Source organism: Methylobacterium sp. SD274, from assembly GCF_017355285.1.
In the GTDB taxonomy this organism is placed as follows: domain Bacteria; phylum Pseudomonadota; class Alphaproteobacteria; order Rhizobiales; family Beijerinckiaceae; genus Methylobacterium.
In genome coordinates this window covers 1-18,411 of the sequence record NZ_JADIJP010000049.1, presented here as the reverse complement: position 1 = coordinate 18,411, position 18,411 = coordinate 1, and the positions used below count along the sequence as shown (strand labels likewise).

At 67.3% G+C, this 18,411-nt stretch carries 17 protein-coding genes; 6 read left to right on the top strand and 11 right to left on the bottom strand.

Going from position 1 to position 18,411, the window contains the following annotated elements; translation table 11 throughout:
* Positions 1-326 precede the first annotated feature (326 nt).
* The 4 genes from IPV08_RS23420 to IPV08_RS23405 all read right to left on the bottom strand — a co-directional run bounded on the left by IPV08_RS23420 (position 327) and on the right by IPV08_RS23405 (position 2,901).
* Positions 327-710 carry a hypothetical protein gene (locus IPV08_RS23420; protein ID WP_207414147.1) on the bottom strand — a complete coding sequence of 128 codons (384 nt, stop codon included), beginning with the start codon at positions 708-710 and terminating at the stop codon, positions 327-329.
* Between the two features lie 94 nt (positions 711-804).
* A complete protein-coding gene (locus IPV08_RS23415; RefSeq protein WP_018041720.1) occupies positions 805-1,014 on the bottom strand; it encodes a molybdopterin-binding protein in 210 nt (69 codons plus the stop codon).
* An 8-nt stretch (positions 1,015-1,022) separates the two neighbouring features.
* On the bottom strand, positions 1,023-1,808 hold the full coding sequence (gene modA / locus IPV08_RS23410; protein WP_207414144.1) for a molybdate ABC transporter substrate-binding protein: 786 nt from the start codon (positions 1,806-1,808) through the stop codon (positions 1,023-1,025).
* Between the two features lie 37 nt (positions 1,809-1,845).
* Positions 1,846-2,901: an NAD(P)-dependent alcohol dehydrogenase gene (locus IPV08_RS23405; RefSeq protein ID WP_207414142.1), complete on the bottom strand. Its 1,056-nt coding sequence runs from the start codon at positions 2,899-2,901 to the stop codon at positions 1,846-1,848.
* A 207-nt stretch (positions 2,902-3,108) separates the two neighbouring features.
* Here IPV08_RS23405 and IPV08_RS23400 point away from each other — a divergent pair, with 207 nt between their 5' ends.
* Positions 3,109-3,459 carry a winged helix-turn-helix domain-containing protein gene (locus IPV08_RS23400; protein WP_207414140.1) on the top strand — a complete coding sequence of 117 codons (351 nt, stop codon included), beginning with the start codon at positions 3,109-3,111 and terminating at the stop codon, positions 3,457-3,459.
* A gap of 27 nt (positions 3,460-3,486) precedes the next feature.
* Here the strand turns inward: IPV08_RS23400 and IPV08_RS23395 are convergent, their stop codons facing one another.
* From IPV08_RS23395 to IPV08_RS23380, 4 genes are all read right to left on the bottom strand, one after another.
* Positions 3,487-4,422, bottom strand: a complete 936-nt coding sequence (locus IPV08_RS23395) for an alpha/beta hydrolase (RefSeq protein ID WP_348646186.1) — start codon at positions 4,420-4,422, stop codon at positions 3,487-3,489.
* A 1-nt stretch (position 4,423) separates the two neighbouring features.
* Positions 4,424-5,431, bottom strand: a complete 1,008-nt coding sequence (locus tag IPV08_RS23390) for an SDR family oxidoreductase (RefSeq protein WP_207414138.1) — start codon at positions 5,429-5,431, stop codon at positions 4,424-4,426.
* A gap of 150 nt (positions 5,432-5,581) precedes the next feature.
* Positions 5,582-5,836 (bottom strand): hypothetical protein, encoded by a 255-nt coding sequence (locus IPV08_RS23385; protein ID WP_018041714.1) that lies wholly within the window; start codon positions 5,834-5,836, stop codon positions 5,582-5,584.
* A 56-nt stretch (positions 5,837-5,892) separates the two neighbouring features.
* A complete protein-coding gene (locus IPV08_RS23380; protein WP_207414136.1) occupies positions 5,893-6,672 on the bottom strand; it encodes a site-2 protease family protein in 780 nt (259 codons plus the stop codon).
* Positions 6,673-6,874: 202 nt separating this feature from the next.
* On the opposite strand from IPV08_RS23380, the gene IPV08_RS23375 reads away from it, so the two are divergent.
* The 3 genes from IPV08_RS23375 (at position 6,875) to IPV08_RS23365 (ending at position 10,583) form a co-directional block, all read left to right on the top strand.
* A complete protein-coding gene (locus tag IPV08_RS23375) occupies positions 6,875-7,708 on the top strand; it encodes an alpha/beta hydrolase (protein ID WP_207414134.1) in 834 nt (277 codons plus the stop codon).
* A 10-nt stretch (positions 7,709-7,718) separates the two neighbouring features.
* Entirely contained in the window at positions 7,719-8,102 is a 384-nt protein-coding gene (locus IPV08_RS23370) for a restriction endonuclease (RefSeq protein WP_207414132.1), read from the top strand.
* Between the two features lie 351 nt (positions 8,103-8,453).
* Entirely contained in the window at positions 8,454-10,583 is a 2,130-nt protein-coding gene (locus IPV08_RS23365; protein ID WP_207414130.1) for a TonB-dependent siderophore receptor, read from the top strand.
* Between the two features lie 61 nt (positions 10,584-10,644).
* Here the strand turns inward: IPV08_RS23365 and IPV08_RS23360 are convergent, their stop codons facing one another.
* Positions 10,645-11,139, bottom strand: coding sequence for a lipocalin-like domain-containing protein (locus IPV08_RS23360; protein ID WP_348646185.1), 495 nt, complete (start codon positions 11,137-11,139; stop codon positions 10,645-10,647).
* A 241-nt stretch (positions 11,140-11,380) separates the two neighbouring features.
* Between IPV08_RS23360 and IPV08_RS23355 the strand changes: the two genes are divergently transcribed.
* The gene (locus tag IPV08_RS23355) at positions 11,381-12,475 is read left to right on the top strand and encodes an acyltransferase family protein (RefSeq protein ID WP_207414128.1); all 1,095 of its coding nucleotides are present in this window, start codon (positions 11,381-11,383) and stop codon (positions 12,473-12,475) included.
* Positions 12,476-12,477: 2 nt separating this feature from the next.
* Here the strand turns inward: IPV08_RS23355 and IPV08_RS23350 are convergent, their stop codons facing one another.
* Both IPV08_RS23350 and IPV08_RS23345 read right to left on the bottom strand, forming a co-directional pair.
* Positions 12,478-13,380 carry a DNA-binding response regulator gene (locus tag IPV08_RS23350; protein WP_207414126.1) on the bottom strand — a complete coding sequence of 301 codons (903 nt, stop codon included), beginning with the start codon at positions 13,378-13,380 and terminating at the stop codon, positions 12,478-12,480.
* Positions 13,373-16,807 carry an ATP-binding protein gene (locus IPV08_RS23345; RefSeq protein WP_207414124.1) on the bottom strand — a complete coding sequence of 1,145 codons (3,435 nt, stop codon included), beginning with the start codon at positions 16,805-16,807 and terminating at the stop codon, positions 13,373-13,375. Before IPV08_RS23345 ends, IPV08_RS23350 begins: the two co-directional genes overlap by 8 nt.
* A gap of 339 nt (positions 16,808-17,146) precedes the next feature.
* On the opposite strand from IPV08_RS23345, the gene urtA reads away from it, so the two are divergent.
* A complete protein-coding gene (gene urtA, locus IPV08_RS23340) occupies positions 17,147-18,406 on the top strand; it encodes an urea ABC transporter substrate-binding protein (protein WP_207414122.1) in 1,260 nt (419 codons plus the stop codon).
* Positions 18,407-18,411: the final 5 nt, after the last annotated feature.

Genomic DNA, 18,411 nt, shown 5'->3' with positions numbered 1-18,411 from the left:
CTTCGCAGAAGCGGCGTGATCCCGGCATCGACCGGAATGATCGGAACTACAGTTCCGTCTAAGATAAAGTCTATTCCGGCCTTCGACTATGCCGCTCGGCGACTGCTCAAGATGACATCCGTATCATGAGGCACGGACCGTCCCTGTCAACGAAATGGAATTTCGATTTTCGAGGTGGATCGACACAAAGTCTTCGGCGGCGAGGGTGAGAGAAAGAAGAGACCGTTCAAACCCAGCATGAGCCCGCCTACCACCGCCGATGCGCGGGTAATGCCAAGACGGCGCGGACCGTCGATGGACTCCCTACTGCCAATCCGGCTCGCCCTTCACCCCTGGCGTCGCTCGAACCGGAAAGGGCGGTGCTCGTCCTCGAAGGCCCGCATCTCGACCGCCCACAACCCGCCATCGTCGCCGTCCAGGGTGAAGTGGAACGCGTAGGCGGCACCGCCCTCCCCGGCGGGGTCACGAAACTCGATCTCGTCGAGCCACCACGGCTCGTCTGCGAGGCCGCAGGCTTTCGTCCTGTCCACGAACAGGTCCAGATAGGCCGAGGCCGCGTCCCGCACGGCCGGGAGCGAGGCGGCGACCTTAATCGCCAGGCCAGCCTGGACGTGGCTCACCTCGCCGTTCTCGTCGCCGAGGTAGAGGGTGATATGGTCGATCCGTGCGACCCAGGTGGAAGGTCCCATCCGGGTGAAGTTCAGGGCCACGGCGTCACCTCCCCTCTCACCTCCCCTCCCCTGCGGGGGACCGCCTCTCCCTGCGGACCGAAGGTGCCGGCCAGGATGAGGCGGGTCGGCTCGTTCAGTCGACGGCGATCATCACGTCGGAGGATTTGACGACGGCATAGGCCTCGCCGCCCACGGTGAGGCCGAGCGCATCCACCGACTCGTTGGTGATCGAGGCGGTGACGACGGTGCCGTCGGCGATCTCGATCTTCACATGGGCGGTGGTGGCGCCCTTCTCGACGGCGACGATCTTGCCCTTGAGCGTGTTGCGCGCGCTGATCTTCATGACGTTTCCTATGGTTTTGCTGCGTTGGGGCCGAGGAGCGTGAAGCCCTGCGCCTCGAAGAACGGCCTCGCCTCGGCGCTGTTCAGGAAGGCGAGGAATTTCGCCGCCCCCTCCCCCTTGGCTTCGGCCGTGACGGCGAAGGGGTACACGACCGGTGGATGGCTGTCCGGCGGAAACACGCCCACGATCTTCACGCCCGGATCGGATCTGGCGTCGCTCTCGTAGACCACGCCCAGCGGCGCTTCACCGCGCGAGACCAGGAGCAATGCGGCTCGCACGTTGTCGGCCTGGGCGAGGCGCGGCTGCAGTCCTCCCCACAGGCCGAGCTTCTCGAAAGCGGCTTTCGCGTATTTGCCGATGGGCACCGAATTGACCTCGCCGGTGGCGAGACGCCCCTCGGGTCCGAGTGCGGCGGAAAAGCCCTCGGCGGTGAACGGCAGGTCGGCGGTCGCGGCGTCCTTCGGCGCGATGACGACGATGCGGTTGCCGAGCAGGTTCACGCGGGTCTCGGGACGGATGAGGTTCTTCTTTGCGAGGTAGTCCATCCATTCGAGATCCGCCGAGGCGAACAGATCGGCCGGCGCACCGGATTCGATCTGCCGCGCCAGGGCCGAGGACGCGGCGTAGCTCGCCTTCATCGCGACGCCGCTCCTGGCGGTAAAGGCCTTGCCGGCATTGTCGAGGGCGTTCTTCAGGCTCGCGGCGGCGAAGACCGTGGCCGTCTCGGCCGCCCTGGCGGCAGGCGCCAGAACGACGAGGCCGGCGAGCACGAGGGCACGGAAGGCGTGGCGCATGGAGGGGAGCTTCCCGAAAACAGGCAGGGACGGGTCGTCAGGCGGCTTTCGGCAGCGACGCCATGTCGATGACGAAGCGGTATTTCACGTCGCTCTTGAGCATGCGGCCATAGGCCGTCTCGATCTGGTCGATGGGAATGATCTCGATGTCCGAGGTAATGCCGTGCTCGGCGCAGAAATCCAGCATCTCCTGCGTCTCGGCGATGCCGCCGATGAGCGAACCGGAGAAGTTGCGGCGCCGCCAGATCACGCTGAAGGCGTTGACGGCGAGGGGCTTTTCCGGTGCGCCCACCTGCACGAGGGTGCCCTCGCGCTTGAGCAGGCCGAGATAGGCGTTGATGTCGTGGTCGGCCGCCACGGTGTCGAGGATGAAGTCGAAGGTCTCGCCCTGCGCCGCCATGGCGCCGGGATCCTTCGAGATCACCACCTCGGAGGCGCCGAGCCGCCTCGCATCGGCCTCCTTGCCGGGCGAGGTGGTGAACAGGACCACATGCGCGCCCATGGCATGGGCGAGCTTGACGCCCATATGGCCGAGGCCGCCGAGCCCCACGACGCCGACCTTCTGCCCGGCCTTCACGCCCCAGTGGCGCAGGGGCGAATAGGTGGTGATGCCCGCGCAGAGGAGCGGGGCGACGGCGGCGAGATCCAGGTTTTCGGGGATGTGCAGGACGAAGTGGCTGTCGACCACGATATGGCTCGAATAACCGCCGAACGTGTGACCGCCGGTCTGCGGCTCGGGACCGTTATAGGTGCCGGTGAAGCCGGGCACGCAATACTGCTCCAGGCCCTCTCTGCAGCTGTCGCACTCGCGACAGGAGGCGACCATGCAGCCGACGCCGGCGAGGTCGCCCGCCTTGAACGCCGAGACATCCGCGCCGACCCGCGTCACCCTGCCGACGATCTCGTGGCCGGGAACGCAGGGGTAGAGCGTGCCGCCCCATTCGTTGCGGGCGGTGTGCAGGTCCGAGTGGCAGACGCCGCAATACAGGATCTCGATCTCGATATCGGAGGCGCCGGGGTCGCGACGCTCAAAGGTGAAGGGCGAGAGCGGCGCTTCCGCGCTGGTGGATGCGTAGCCGGTGCAGGTGAACATGCTCGTATCTCCGCGATCTGCTGGCCGAAGCGGCCCTGTGCCACCCCGCCCCATCCTCGCCCGACCCCGTCATCGACGGAAGTCCCGGCCAAGCGCTATATACATTCGGATATATCGGTTGCTCAAGGATTGATCGCCCGACCGCCTGGCCTATCGTCGATCCTCACCGGAACGGTTCCAGGGCGTGGGCCGGCGAGGGGCAGATAGATGGCGACATTGAGCATCCGGATCGATCTCGGCCCCGGGAACCGCCTCGGCCCCGGCAAGGTCCGCCTGCTCGAAATGGTCGCCGAGCACGGCTCGATCTCCGCGGCGGGACGGGCCATCGGCATGTCCTACAGGCGCGCCTGGACGCTGATCGAAGCCTTGAACACCGGTTTCGGCCGACCGGTGGTCGAAGCGCAGATCGGCGGCAGGAGCGGCGGCGGCGCACGGCTCACGGCCTTCGGAACGGCTCTGGTCCGCGATTACCGTGCCATCGAGGCGGCGGCGGAGAAAGCCGCCGCGCCGTACCTCGACGCCCTCGACCGGGCGGCGGTTGCGACGGGGCATCGATGAGCGAGTAACGCTCCCCAGCGGCACCGGTCACGTCGCGTCTCTCCGCCTGCGCTCGATGTCCAGCGCCGCGTCCATCACCGCGTCGACCTCGAAATGGTGCAGCATGTGGCCGAGCCCATGCAGCCAGCGAAAGGTCGCGCCCGGAATCAGGCGCGCGGCCTGACGCCCATGGACCAGCGGGTTCGTGACGATGTCGGCGCTGCCGCACAGGATGGCGACGGGCACGCGGCAGGTCGCGTAACTGATCGCGCTGCGGGACAGATCCCCCCACAGCAGATTGGCGTTCTCGCCATCGGCGACGAGGCGGCGGTGCTGGCCGGCGAGCCGGAAGGGGAATTCGGCGGCGAAACGCTCCGGCATCCGCTGCGGCAGGAACATGGCCCGCCACAGCAACGGCATCAGCATCGCGTCGCTGCCCGACAGCATCCGCGACAGCGCCTCACCGCCCATCGGGCTGGCGCGCGGCCCGAACAGGATCTGTTCGAGGCGCAATTCGGGAAAGCAGATCGGCGAGATGGCGACCACGCCGCCCGTCTCGTCGGGATAGGCCATGCCGAAGGCGAGACAGACCGCGCCGCCGAAGGAATGGCCGACCAGGATCGGTCGGGTCAGCTGCAGGGCGCGCGAGACCTCCCGCAGGATATCGGCCTGCCGCCAGAGCGACGCGTCGCTCAGGCGGACATGCTCGCTCTCACCATGGCCGGGCCGATCGATGGCGACCACGCGGAAGTGCCGCGACAACACTTCCATGGGCCCGAGCCACATGTCGTCCAGGGTCATCACCGCGCCGTGGACGAGGATGAGGTCCGGCCCCGACCCCGCTTCCACATAGGCGATCCTCGGCCCGTCCGGGATGTCGAGGAAGCGGCGTGGCGGCACAGCCCCCCATCGCATCACCGGAGGGGGAGACGCTTCGAGGAGAGCTGCATCGCGGCTTGGTTCGGCATCGATCCTCAACGCCACCTCAGTATCGTCTTCCGGGCAAAGACTTGCGGCCGAGGATCACGGCGGCGGTGGCGGCGAGGCCCGCCACGGTGCCCATGGCCACGAGGGGATGCAGGGTCGCCCGGGTATAGGTGCTCGTCCGCATGACGGGATAGGGCGGCGCGCCCCTCACCTCGCCCGCGCCGCGCGGAGCGTGCAGAGCACCCTCGGATTGCTCCGCCGGCTCCGAGCGCTTCTGGAGCGCGATGATGGAGGAGGCCAGCCGGTCGTAGGCGCCGGGGGCGAATTCCTTGCCCATGACGAACAGCTTGCCGCCGCCGCCGACGATGATGTCGCGCTGGCCATGCTCCGCCGCGTGAAGGATCGCGTTGGCGACCTCCTCCGGCGGATAGATGGGCGGAGGCAAAGCCGGCCGCCGGTCCATGTAGTTGCGGGCCCGGTCGGGGAGTGGCGTGTCGATCGAGGCCGGCTTGATCAGCGTGACGGAGACCGGCGCGTCCTCGGCGATCAACTCCATGCGCAGCGTGTCGGTGAAGCCCTTCACCGCGTGTTTCGAGGTCGCGTAGAGGCCCTGGAACGGGAAGGCGAGGTCGGAGGCGATGCTGCCCACATTGATGAGCGCGCCCCCGCGCCGGCGCAGGTGCTCGACCGCGATCAGGGACCCGTTCACCGTGCCCCAGAGGTTGGTCCGGATGAGCCGCTCATGGTCTTCCTGGGCGATCTCCGAGAGCGGCCCGTAGACGGTGAGGCCGGCGACGTTCACCCAGGTGTCGAAACCGCCGAAGGTCGCGATGGCGGTGTCGGCGATGGCCTGGACATCCTCGCGGCGTCCCACATCCGCCACGACGGAGGCGGCACGGCCGGCGCCACCGAACTCCTCGCGAAGGCGTGCGAGGACGTCCGCGCTCCGTGCGGCGAGGACGACGCGGGCGCCCCGCGCCGAGGCCATGCGGGCCGTGGCGAGGCCGATGCCGCTCGATGCCCCCGTGATCACGATCACCTGCTCGCGCAGGGGTTTATGTTTCATCGGCGCGTTCTCCCGGTCACTGCAGGGGTTGGAAAATCTCCAAACCTACGCATGAGTCGGGAATGCGTTGCCGGCAGCGCCGGCCTGCGCGGTTTTCACGCGCGCGCTCGCGTCAGCCGCCGGTGAGGCTCTCAGCCCCCGGCGAGACTCTCAGCCCCCAGTAAGACTCTCGGCGAAATCGTCTGGCACCTCGCCGAACTGGCCGAGGATCGTCGCGCTTTCGAGCTCGCCGGTCTCGTCGTCGGCGACCACCTTCAGGGCAGCGGTGCCGGGCAGGCGGCCAGACATGGCCTCCGCCTTCTTCAGGGCGCCGCTCTCCGTGGGTGCCACCTCGCGGTCACCGGGCACGAGGCGCTTGCGCTTGATCACGAAGGTCTGGACCACGAACGTCGTCTTCAGGGCCATAGCCGTCTCCGTGGGCCGTACCGCCCTCCCTGCCTCATAGGCCGGGCGCGGACACCTTACCAGAGACGGATCAGGCCGTAGCCGTCCCGCGCGTCCACGATCTCGATGCCGAGAAGGCCGATGAGGAGGAGGCTTACCCGGAACACCACCGGGCCGAAGGCGCCGGAGAACAGGAAGAGACCCGCCAGGATCAGGCTGACATGTCCCGCCAGCGGATCGGCGAAGCGCCGTACCGGCTCGGGCAGCCAGGGCTGAAGGATGCCGTAGCCGTCGAGGCCCGGAAGCGGCAGCAGGTTGAGGATGATGGCGGTGCCCTGGAACAGGGCGGAGACGGCGAGAACCGCCCGCAGCGTGTCGGATTCCTCGCCCGTGAGGGAATAGAGCACGGCCAGCGCGAGGAGGACGAGGCCGTTCATCGCCGGGCCGGCCGCCGAGACTGCCGAGATCCAGAGCTTGCTGGACAGGAGATGGGTGTTCACGAACACGCGCCCGCCGGGAAATCCGATCCCCCCGAGGATCGTGAACAGCAGCGGCAGGACGATGGAGGAGAGCGGGTCGGAGTAGAGACGCGGGTCCAGGGTGAGGTAGCCGCTCTGCGGGATGTCCGTATCGCCTCCTTTCCAGGCGACGAAGGCATGGCCGAATTCGTGCAGGCACAGGCTGAGCAGCCAGCCGGCCATCACGAAGACGAACGCCACACCCGAGCCCGCCACGGCGCCGGTGCCGATGGCGAGGCCGGTCCCAAGGAAGATCAGGGCGATCAGCAGGAAGTTCGCACTGGGGCCGACCGGAAGGGTGGCGGCGCGAACCTGGCTTGGCGGAAGCTCTGACGACATCTCACCCCCGATGGAATCTGTGACCGACGGACGGGCGGCGGCCGGTGAAGATCCCGGCCTTCGTTACGCACGTAACCCCGCGCGAGGCACCGTCGCATCGCGGGAGCTTCGTGCGCATGACACGATAAAGTGGTGGTCTCAACAGCGCACCGTCACCGACCGCCCTTCTCGACCACTCTTCCATGAGCCAAGCCCGTCACGCATGACCCTGCTCCGCGTCATCCTGCTCCTCGCCCTCGGGCTCTCGGCCTCGGTCCTCGGCGCCCTGTTCCTGTTCCAGCGTCATCTCATCTATCCCGGCGCTTTCGGGAGCGGTTTCGGCGAGGGCGAGCGCGGGGTGCCGGCCGGGACGGAGGCGATCACGCTGAATACGGCCGACGGCCACCGCCTCTACGGCCTGTGGCGGGCACCGGAACCCGGACGCGGCGTGGTGCTGACCTTCCACGGCAACGGCTCGCTGCCCGAGCCGCATGCCGCGCGGTTCTCGAACGGGGTCTGGCGCGCCGCCGGCTGGGGCACCCTCGCCATCGCCTATCGCGGCTATCCGGGCTCGACCGGCTCACCGAACGAAGCCGGCCTCATTGAGGACGGGCTGGCGGCCTACCGCCTCGTTCGTGACCGCGCCCCGGACGCACCGATCCTGCTTCACGGCCATTCCATGGGGGCGGCGGTGGCCGTGGCCGTGGCCGCACGCGAGCCGCATCTCGGCCTCTATCTCGAAGCCCCGTTCGTCTCCCTCACCCGCCTCGTCGGCGAACACTTCCCGCTGCTGCCCCGGCTGCTCCTGCGCGATACCTGGCGCTCGGATCGCCGCATCGGCGAGGCGGCGGGGCGCATCCTCATCGTCCACGGCACCGGCGACCCCGTGATTCCCGTGGCGCATGGGCGCGACCTCGCGGCCCTCGCCGGGACCAGGGCGCGCTTCGTCGCCGTGCCGGGCGATCACGTCTCGCTCCTCGGCCAACGCGACGCGGAGGCGGAAGCGACGTTCCGTCCCGTCAGGAGTGCCGAGCCCATTCCGGCAATGCCGCGTTGATACCGGCAGGATGGGAGACGGGAATTTGGGACGACGCGCCCGGCAATGGCGGGAGGACGAGGAGACCGGGAACCGCTCGTCCGGCCCCACGATCTGCCCGCTCTGCGAACGGCCGATCCCGCCGCGCGCCAAATCGAGCCTGCACCACCTCACGCCCAAGCTGAAGGGCGGCGCCAAGGCCGGCACCGTCCGCCTGCACCAGATCTGCCATTCCGCGATCCACGCCCGCTACAGCGAGGCCGAGATCGCCCGCCGCCTCGCCGATATCGAGGTTCTGCGGGCCGATCCCGAGATCAGCGGCTTCCTCGCCTGGGTGCGGACCAAGCCGGACGATTTCTACGCCGCGACGCGGATGACGCGGGCGCGCAAGCTTTCGCGCCGCAAGGTTTCCTGATGCCCCGCCATCCGCCTCGATGGTCGCCCCCGCACGGTCGTCGGGCGGGTGGTCGCCGCTCCGTAAAGTCGGCTGTTTTTCTTTAGAACAATTCGTTTTTGTTGCTTCGGAAGCACGCAGCCTTAGCAACGATTCCCAAGTCCTTGCTCGGTTTCATGTAATAAATTATTCGCTTGCGTATACACAAAGTCGTTCCCCCAAATTTTTGAATCTTCAATGCGCTGGCTCCGAGCCGAAAGCTCGCGTGCCTGTCGCAAAAGCAGGAATGCAACGGTGCGTAAGCGCGTCTCGACACTGGCAACAACCCTGAGTTACTCCGCAATCGGCGCCGCTTCGCTCGGTCTCGCTTGGATGGGATCATCCTCGAGCGCATGGGCGCAGACCGCGGTGCGGCTGGACGAGCTTTCGGTGGAGGCCTCGTCCGGCGCCGCGGGCCGGGGTAGTTCGGGGTCGGGGCGCCTGGGAGACCTGCCGCCCCCCTATGCCGGCGGTCAGGTGGCGCGCGGCGGGTCCCTCGGGATCCTCGGCACCAGGGATGTGCTGAACACGCCCTTCAGCACCGTCAACTTCACCCAGCAGGTGATCCAGGATCAGCAGGCGCGCACCGTCGCCGATACGCTCATCAACGATTCCTCGGTGCGCCTGACGACGGGCAGCAACGGGTTCGACGATACGTTCCAGATCCGCGGCTTTCCCGTTCAGTCACAGGATGTGGGCCTGAATGGCCTGTACGGACTGGTCCCCTCCAACCGCGTGGCGGCGCAATACATCGAGCGCATCGAGCTGCTCAAAGGGCCCGGCGCCTTCATGTACGGCATCCCGCCGGGCGGGAGCGTCGGCGGCAGCATCAACATCGTGACCAAGCGCGCGCTCGATATCCCCTTCGTGCGCGTCACGCCGCAATTCATCAGCGACGGCAATTTCGGCGTCCATGTCGATGCCGGTACCCGCGCCGGCGAGAACAAGGAATGGGGCATCCGCTTCAACGGCCTGGGCCGGACCGGCGAGGCCTCGATCGACAACGGCAACCTGCAGAGCGGCATCGGCGCCCTCTCGCTCGACTATCGCGGCGAACGCCTGCGCTGGGCCCTCGATGTCATCTCGCAGAACGAAGACACCAAGAACTTCCGGCCCCAGCTGAGTCTGCAATCGGATATCCCCTTCATTCCCAGGCCGCCCGATGCAAGAGGCAACTGGTTTCCGGGGACGCAGCTCAAGCAACGCGACAACACCGTCGCCTCCTTCGTGGAATACGACCTGACGGATTGGCTGACCGCCTATGGCGGGATCGGCTATCGCGCGGGCTCCAATCAGCAGACCTTCCCGGATACGCGCGTCTTCGGGTACTCGAACGGAGTCGATGCTCTCGGCAACTTCCGGCTCATCAACGCCTTCTACGATTCCGAGAGCAGCACGATCAGCGGCAATGCCGGCGTGAAGGCCCGGTTCGACACGGGGTTCATCAACCACTCGCTGAACCTCGTCTTCACCGGGTTCAATCGGGAGGACGGCTTCGCCTATGTGTCGAACACACCCGGTGAATCGGTGCCGTCGAACATCTACCGGCCGGCGCCGCTTCCCGTGGTCACCGGGGCGCGCCTCAATCCCCAACGCTATGCAGATACCTCGCTGACGAGCGTGGCCGTCGTCGACACGATGTCGGTCCTCGACGATTCTCTGCTGCTCACCGCGGGCGTCCGCTACCAGATGGTGAACCAGAAGAGCTTCGACACCGTGACCCAGGCACGGACGAGCGAATACGATGCCGATGCCACATCGCCCCTCGCCGGCATCGTCATCAAGCCCTGGCAGAACGTTTCCCTCTACGCGAACTACGCGGAAGGGTTGACGACGGGCACCATCGTCGGTCCCGGCTTCAGCAATACGGGCGCGATCCTCAGCCCCTACCAGTCGGATCAGCAGGAAGTCGGGATCAAGGTCGATTGGGGGACCATCACGACGACGGCCGCCCTCTTCCAGATCAGCCGGCCCGATCTGGTCCAGACCGCCTCCGGTGCCCAGGCCTACAATGGCGAGCAACGCAACCAGGGCCTGGAACTGTCGGCCTACGGTGCCATCGCACCCAACCTGCGCGGGTTCGCGAGCGCGACCTTCCTTCGCCCCGAACTGACCAAGCCGATCGATCCCCTGCGGCGGGGGAACGACGCCGCCGGCGTGTCCGATCTCACCGTCTCCGCCGGCCTCGAATGGGATACGCCCTGGGTGCCGGGCCTCTCCCTCAACGGTCGGGTGATCTACACGTCCGGCGCATACCTCACCGACGCCAACACCTTGCGCTTCCCCGACTGGACGCGGGTCGATCTCGGCTTTCGCTACGCGACGCTGGTCTATGACAGGCCGATCACCTTGCGGTTCAATGTCGAGAACGTGGCCGACAACCGCTATTGGCTCACGACCGGCACCTTCGTGACCGTCGCATCGCCCCGGACCTTCATCCTGTCCGCCTCCCTCGACTTCTGACGCCGTAGAACCGGGCGGGGCTCGGCGAGCCCCGCCCCCGAACCTGCCCAGGACGGGGTGATCATCGATTGTACCGCTCCCAGACGAGGGTGAGAATGCTCGTCTTGCCGTCGACGTTGAACTTGAAGGGAGGGGTCGTCAGGATGATCTTGCCATCCTTCAGTTCCACATCCCTGACCTGCGAGGTTCCGCTCCACGCTTCGTTCCACGACGTGTCGATCGCGTGCGTGATCCTTTGTCCATCGAGCGTGTACGTGCCGGCATAAGCGAAGAACGTCTTGTGCAGGTGGATACGATCTTCGTCGGTCATCTTGTCGTTGGCGATGGGTTTCGTGCGGCCCTCGAAGGCGCAGATGACCATCATGCGCCCGTCCTTGCCATAGGTGAGCCAACCGCTGGGGCGGGGTCCGCCATAAGCATCGAGCGTCTCGTTGGTGTCGACGATCTTGCGGGTGGCGCTCGCGAGGCGCCACGTTCCATGAATGTCGTGCGCTTCGAGCGCGACGGCAGACGAGGCGACGAAGCACCACGCTGCGGCGGGAACGCATAGTTTCACGAATCCCTCCCATGTCTTTCGATTCGCCACCGGCGAAGCGCAATAGATTATGCGAATACTTGACATTCCGCCATGACATCGAGGCCATCGCGATGCGAAACGGCCATTGTGGACCGCTTTGCGATCCGAGCCTTCGCGTTGACCGGGCCTTCGGCATCGATCAAGGAAAGCTGCATCACAGGCAGCCGGCCTTGATTCCGGATCGGCCATGCTCGTTCCCGGATTTCGACGGAGTGCAGCTTTGGCCCCAGCGACCCAGATCCCAGGCCCCGGCGCCGAGGAGGCCTTGAGACTCGCCTGGGTCGACGTCGCCAAGGGCCTGTGCATCATCCTCGTGGTGATGATGCACTCGACCCTCGGCACCGGCATGGACATGGGTGGCGAGGGCTTCCTCCATACCGTCGTCGCCTTCGCCAAGCCGTTCCGGATTCCCGATTTCTTCCTGCTGTCGGGCCTGTTCGTCGGCCGCGTGATCGACCGGGACTGGCGTCTCTTCGCCGACCGGCGGGTCGTCCACTTCGCCTATTTCTACCTGCTCTGGGTGCTGATCCAGTCGACGGTGAAATACGGCCAGATCGTCGACGGCGGCGGGCCGGGGGCCTTCCTCGCCCATCTCGCGCACGCTCTGGTGGAGCCCTATTCGACCCTCTGGTTCATCTATCTGCTCGCCGTCTTCTCGGTGCTGACGAAGCTCCTGCGCCGCCTGCATCCGGCGCTCCTTCTCGGCGGGGCGGCCCTGCTCCAGAGCCTTCCCCTCGACGGATATTCGGATCTCGTCACCGAATTCTGCGGCCGCTACGTCTGGTTTGTCGCCGGCTACCTGTTCGCGGCCCGGATCTTCCGGTTCGCCGACCTCGTCCGTCGCCACCCCCGTGCCGCCCTCGGCGGCCTCGCGGCCTGGGCATTGGTGAACGGCCTCTTCGCCTTCACCGCTACAGGCCACGAGACCTTTCCGACCCTGGCCAGCCTGCCCCTCGTCAGCCTCGCCCTCGGCGGGGCCGGGGCGCTCGCCATCGTGGCCGTCGGCGCATTGCTCACCCTCGCCGGGGGGCCGGTGACGGCGGCGCTCAGAGCCTGCGGCGAGCGCTCGATCGTCATCTACCTCGCGTTCTTCCTGCCCATGGCGGCGACCCGGACGCTCATCGTGAAGACCGGCGCCATCGCCGATATCGGGCTGGCCAGCCTCGTCGTGACCCTCGTCGCCGTGCTCGTCCCCCTCGCCATCGAGCGGGTGGTGCGCCACACGCCCTTCGTCTTCCTGTTCCGTCGCCCGGCAGCGTTCCACATCGTCGCCGAGACGCCACCGCGATCCGCGAGGACGGCGGCAACAGGCTGAAATCAGGCCTGATCGTCGATGTAGCGGGAGGCGATCATCGAGGCGGCGGTGCGGTTCTCGACGCCGAGCTTGGCGTAGATGCTCTCCAGATGCTTCGTCACCGTGCGCGGTGACAGGCCGAGGATGTCGCCGATATCGCGGCTCGCCTTGCCCCGCGACAGCCAGAACAGCACGTCGGCCTCGCGGGCGGTGATCGGCAGGTTGGCGCGCAGGCGCTCGATGCCGCTGGCGGAAGCATCGCGGGAGAGGCGCAGCAGCACCTCGTCGCCGGTGGTGCCGATGAGGCTGAGGCTATGGGCTGCGCCCTCCGTATCCGGCAGCGTGACGGAGGCCGCGTTGCCGCCTTTCAGCTGTTCGGCGAGCCAGGCACGGCCGGCCTCGGGCAGGCACGAGCCCCCGTCGCCGAGCTTGGCCAGCACGCGGGCGGCCTGCGGCGTGCTCCACAGGACGGTGCCCTGGCGATCCACGGCGAAGAGCGTGCGGCCGGTCGTGTCGAGGGCGGCACGCGCGCTCTGCGCGGCCCGCGCGCTCGCCAGATGTACGCGGATGCGGGCCAGGATCTCGTCGGGGGCGATCGGCTTGGTGACGTAGTCGCTGCCGCCCGCCTCCAGGCCCTTCACGATATGCTCGGTCTCGGACAGGCCGGTCATGAAGATCACCGGCACGAGGGCGAGGTCGCTGCGTGCCTTCAGGCGGCGGCAGGTCTCGAACCCGTCCATGCCGGGCATCATCGCATCGAGCAGGATGATGTCGGGGGTGATCTCCTCCACCAGCGCCAAGGCGAGGTCGCCGGCCACCGCCACCAGCACGGTGGCGCCGGAGCGCTCGATCGCCTCGGTGAGGAAGCTCAGGGTCTCGGGGGAATCGTCGACGACGAGGACGATGTCGCGCTGCGTCTCAGCCATCGCGCATCCCTTCGAGGACGCGCACGTAGCGCCGGAGGTCGTAGGAGGCGACGAGCCCGCGCATCTGCGCGGCGATCTCGGCGGGCATGGCCGACTGGCCTTCGAGCTCCGTCAGCTTGGCCTCGATACCGCGGACATGGCCGATCCGGCCGAGGCGGATCAGCTCGGCGATGTGGTCCTGGCGCAGGGATTCGCCGCCTTGTCCGCTCCGGGGCGGAGCCTCCACCATGGCGGGCGCGGGCGGGGCGGGCTGGCCCAGCGCCAGCAGCCGGTCGATCCGCTCCAGGAAATCGCGCAGGTCGAAGGGCTTCGGGATGATCTCGTCATGCGGGGCGTCGTCACCCCGGATCGGGCTGATCTCGTGGACGTTGGCGGACATGATGGCGATGCGGGAGGAGAGCCCGGCATCGCGCAGGGCCTTGGCCACGGCCCAGCCGCTCATCCCCGGCATGGCGATGTCGAGGAGGATGATGTCGGGCCGCCGCTCCATCGCCAGGTTCAGGCAATGCGGCCCGTCGGGGGATTCCAGCACGACGAGGCCGAGCGGTTCGAGCACCTCGCGCATGAGGGCGCGATGCGCGGCATCGTCGTCGGCCACCAGCACCACGCGCGGCGGCCCGACATGGACCGGCCTCTCCCGCCGGCTGCCGGCGGCGCGCTCGGACGGTTCGGCGGGCTTGGGACCGGCCGGGCGGTGCACCGAGGCCAGCATGAGCCGGAGGCTGAAGCAGGTGCCACGGCCGACTTCGCTCTCCACGCTGACCTCGCCGCCCATCACCTGGGCGAGGAGATGCGCGATGGTGAGCCCGAGCCCGGTTCCCGGCGTGTTGCGGGCGGCGGGCAGCGAGCCGCGCTCGAAGGGTCCGAAGATCCGCTGCAGGTCGCCCTCGGGAATGCCGAGGCCGCTATCGCGGATCGAGAACACCGCGACCTGGCTGCGATACGTCATCTCCAGGGAGACCCAACCGGTTTCCGTGAACTTGATCGCGTTGGAGAGGAGGTTGAGCAGGATCTGGCGCAGGCGCTTCTCGTCCGCCGCCACCACGGCCGGCAGCACGGGCGGGCGCGAGAACCGGAATTCGAGGCCGGCGGCGTTGGCCTGGAGCCGGACCATGTCGACGATCTGGTCCAGGAATTCGGCGAGGCGGAACTCGTTGCGGTGGATCTGGAGGCGCCCCGCCTCCATGCGCGAAATGTCGAGGAGGCCGTCGATCAGGCCCGACAGGTGCTGGGCGCTGCGCCGGATGACGCGGATGCCGTTGCGGCGTGGAGCCGGGATGTCGTCGTCCCCCTCCAGCAGCTGCGCGTAGCCGAGGACGGCGTTGAGCGGCGTGCGGAGTTCGTGGCTCATGCCCACCACGTAGCGGCTCTTGGCGAGGTTGGCGGCCTCGGCCGTCTCCTTGGCCTGCTGCAGCTTGGCATCGGTGATCTTGTGGGCCTCGATCTCGGCCTCGTAGAGGGCGGTCTGGCGGGTGGTCTCCTCCTGCGCCACGCGGCGGCTCTCCTGGGCGAGCACGAACAGCCAGGCGACGATGCCGAGGATAACCACGAGGATGAAGAACACGCTGGTCAGCGCAGCGCGCAAGGTCTCGCGATGCTCCGGCTGCGTCGTCGAGATCCCACCATGGACGATGCCGAGAATGAGCCCGATCACCGAGACCAGGGTCAGCATGAGGGCGAGGTAGCGGCCGAGGGGCGCCCCGATCCAGGCGGCGGTCTTCTCGGGCATGATCCGGGACAGCACGCCCTGGGCCTGCGCCTCCAGGCGGCCATGCGGCTTGCACAGGTCGCCGCAGCGGGCGTCGAGGGAGCAGCAGAGCGAGCAGATCGGCCCGGCATAGGCCGGGCAATGGGCCATGTCCTCGCCCTCGAACGGATGCTCGCAGACGGTGCACTGGATCTCCGCGCGCCCGCCCCATTCGGCGGTGGCGGGCCTGGCGAGGTAGTACCGGCCGCCGGTGGCGTAGGCGATGGCGGGTGCGGCGGCGAAGGCTGTGACGAGGGCGAGCAGCGGCGCGAAATTCTGGAGCCCGCCCCCAAGCAGGCCCACATAAGCGAGGGAGCCCACCACCAGCGCCAGCGCGGACGCTCCGGTGCCGACCGGGTTCACGGCGTAGAGATGCGCGCGCTTGAACTCGATCCCCGGCGGCGACAGGCCGAGGGGCTTGTTGATGGCCAGATCCGCCGAGAGCGCGCCGACCCAGGCCGAGACCACCACCGCATAGAGCGAGAGCGTGCTGGCGAGGGTCTTGTCGATGCCGAGCTCCATCAGCAGGAGCGCGATGGCGACGTTGAAGACGAGCCAGACCACGCGGCCGGGATGGCTGTGGGTCAGGCGGGAGAAGAAGTTCGACCAGGCGATGGAGCCGGCATAGGCGTTGGTGACGTTGATCTTGAGCTGCGAGATCACCACGAACAGGCCGGTGAGGAGCACCGCCCCCTCCCGCGACGGCATCACGTAGCCGAAGGCGACCACATACATCTGCGTCGGCTCGGCCGCCTGATCGTAGGGCACGCCCTGCCCAAGGGCCAGCACCGCCAGGAAGGCGCCGAGCATGATCTTGAACATGCCGGGCAGGATCCAGCCCGCGCCGGCCCCGAGCACGGCGAGCCACCAGCGCGGATTGCTCCCCGATTCGGACGTCTCGGCCGGCGGGACGAAGCGGAGGAAATCCACCTGCTCGCCGATCTGCGCCAACAGCGCGAGGAGGATGCCGGAGGCGAGGCCGAACTGGGCGAGGTCGAAGCCCGAGATCGGGTAACCCATGAATGTGGAGATCGAGCCGACGGCTTCCGACGCCCCTGGATAGGACAGGAGGTCACCGAAGGCGGGGCCGCTCTTCCACGCGATGAAGCCGAGGGGCAGGAGATTGAGCCCGATCCAGAGCGGCTGGGTCCAGATCTGGAACCGGCTGATCAGGCTGATCCCGTAGATAACGAGGGGGATCACCACGACCGCGCTGACGATATAACCGATCCAGAGCGGCAGGCCGAGGCAGAGTTGCAGCGCCAGCGCCATGATCGACGCCTCGATGGCGAAGAACAGGAAGGTGAAGCTCGCATAGATCAGCGAGGTGATGGTGGAGCCGAGATAGCCGAAGCCGGCCCCGCGTGTGAGGAGATCGATGTCGACGCCGTAGCGGGCGGCGTAGAGGCTGATCGGCACGGCGGTGGCGAAGATCAGCACGCCCACGAACAGCACCGCCGCCGCCGTATTGGTGAAGCCCGTGGCCAGGACCAGGGTGCCGCCGATCGCCTCCAGCGCCAGGAACGAGAGCGACCCCAGCGCCGTCTGCGCCACCCGCAGGCTCGACCAGCGCCGCGCCTTCTTGGCGGTGAAGCGAAGGGCGTAATCTTCGAGGGTCTCGTCCGCGACGAAGCGGTTATAGGCTCGCCGGATCGGGGGAATCTGCTGGCGGCCGCTCATGGGGTCGTTCAGTCTGCCCGGTCAGCGTCACGTGTGGGAGGAGCCGGCCCGCATGCGGTCACGGGTAAACGGCGGTCGATCAGCAATCCCCGTGCCGCGGGGCCGGGAGACATTGGTACACCAGGAGAGCCGCGTCGAGGCCCTGCTCCATCGGGAAGGCATGCCCCGCACAGGGAAGACGATTCTCTGAAGGGGGCGAGAGGCGGGGCGCACAACCTCTCTTCCTACGCAAAACAGCGTATATGCTGCGCCGCGCCATCACGCCTAGCTTCCGCCATCCGCAACGGCCCGCCTTATGCAGGAGCCGGCGGGACATTTCCTGGAAGGGGTTCACGCAGGATGGCAGCCGACAACGAGCACGGACCGCACTCGGCCCTCCGTCGCAAACTTCTCATGGGTCTGGCGAGCATTCCGGCCATGGCCATGATGCCGCGCAGCGCCTTCGCTGCGGCTCCTCCGACCTCGGCGGTGAACACCACCGGCCTCGCGGTGACCGACACCGAAGTCACCGTCGGCATCCTCCATTCCGCCACCGGCACGATGGCGATCTCCGAGACCGGATCGATCCAGGCGGAGAAGCTCGCCATCGCGCAGATCAACGAGGCCGGCGGCGTGCTGGGCCGCAAGATCAAGGTGATCCAAGAGGACGGCGCCTCCGACTGGCCGACCTTCGCCGAGAAGGCCAAGAAGCTCCTCGTCAACGACCATTGCGCCGCCGTGATGGGCTGCTGGACCTCCGCCTCGCGCAAGGCCGCGCTGCCGGTGTTCGAACAGTATAACGGCCTGCTCTATTACCCGACCTTCTACGAGGGCCTGGAGCAGTCCAAGAACGTCATCTATACCGGCCAGGAAGCCACGCAGCAGATCCTCGAATCGCTCAACTGGGTGACCAAGGAGAAGGGCGCCAAGACGTTCTTCTTCATCGGCTCGGACTACATCTGGCCGCGCACCTCGAACAAGATCGCCCGCAAGCACATCGAGAACGTGCTGAAGACCAAGGTCGTCGGCGAGGAATATTTCCCGCTGGGCCACACCCAGTTCAACTCGGTCATCAACAAGATCAAGCTGACCAAGCCCGACGTGATCTTCACCGACGTCGTCGGCGGCTCGAACGTGGCGTTCTACAAGCAGCTCAAGGCGGCCGGTATCGACCTCAACAAGCAGACCCTGCTGACCATCTCCGTGACGGAAGACGAGATCGACGGCATCGGCGGCGACAACATCGCGGGCGCCTATTCCTGCATGAAGTACTTCCAGTCGCTCAAGAACGCCAACAACGAGAAGTTCGTCGCCGCCTTCCACAAGATGTGGGGCGAGAAGACCGTGATCGGCGACGTGACCCAGGCCGCCTATCTCGGCCCGTTCCTGTGGAAGATGGCCTGTGAGAAGGCCGGCTCCTTCGACGTCGACAAGGTGGTCGCGGCCTCCGCCGACATCGAGTTCAAGGAAGCCCCCGAGGGCTACGTCAAGATCCACCCGAACCACCATCTCTGGTCGAAGACCCGCGTCGCAAAGGCTCTGCCGAGCGGCCAGTTCGAGATCGTCTACGAGAGCCCCGCGCTCATCGAGCCGAACCCCTTCCCGAAGGGCTACCAGTAGGACTG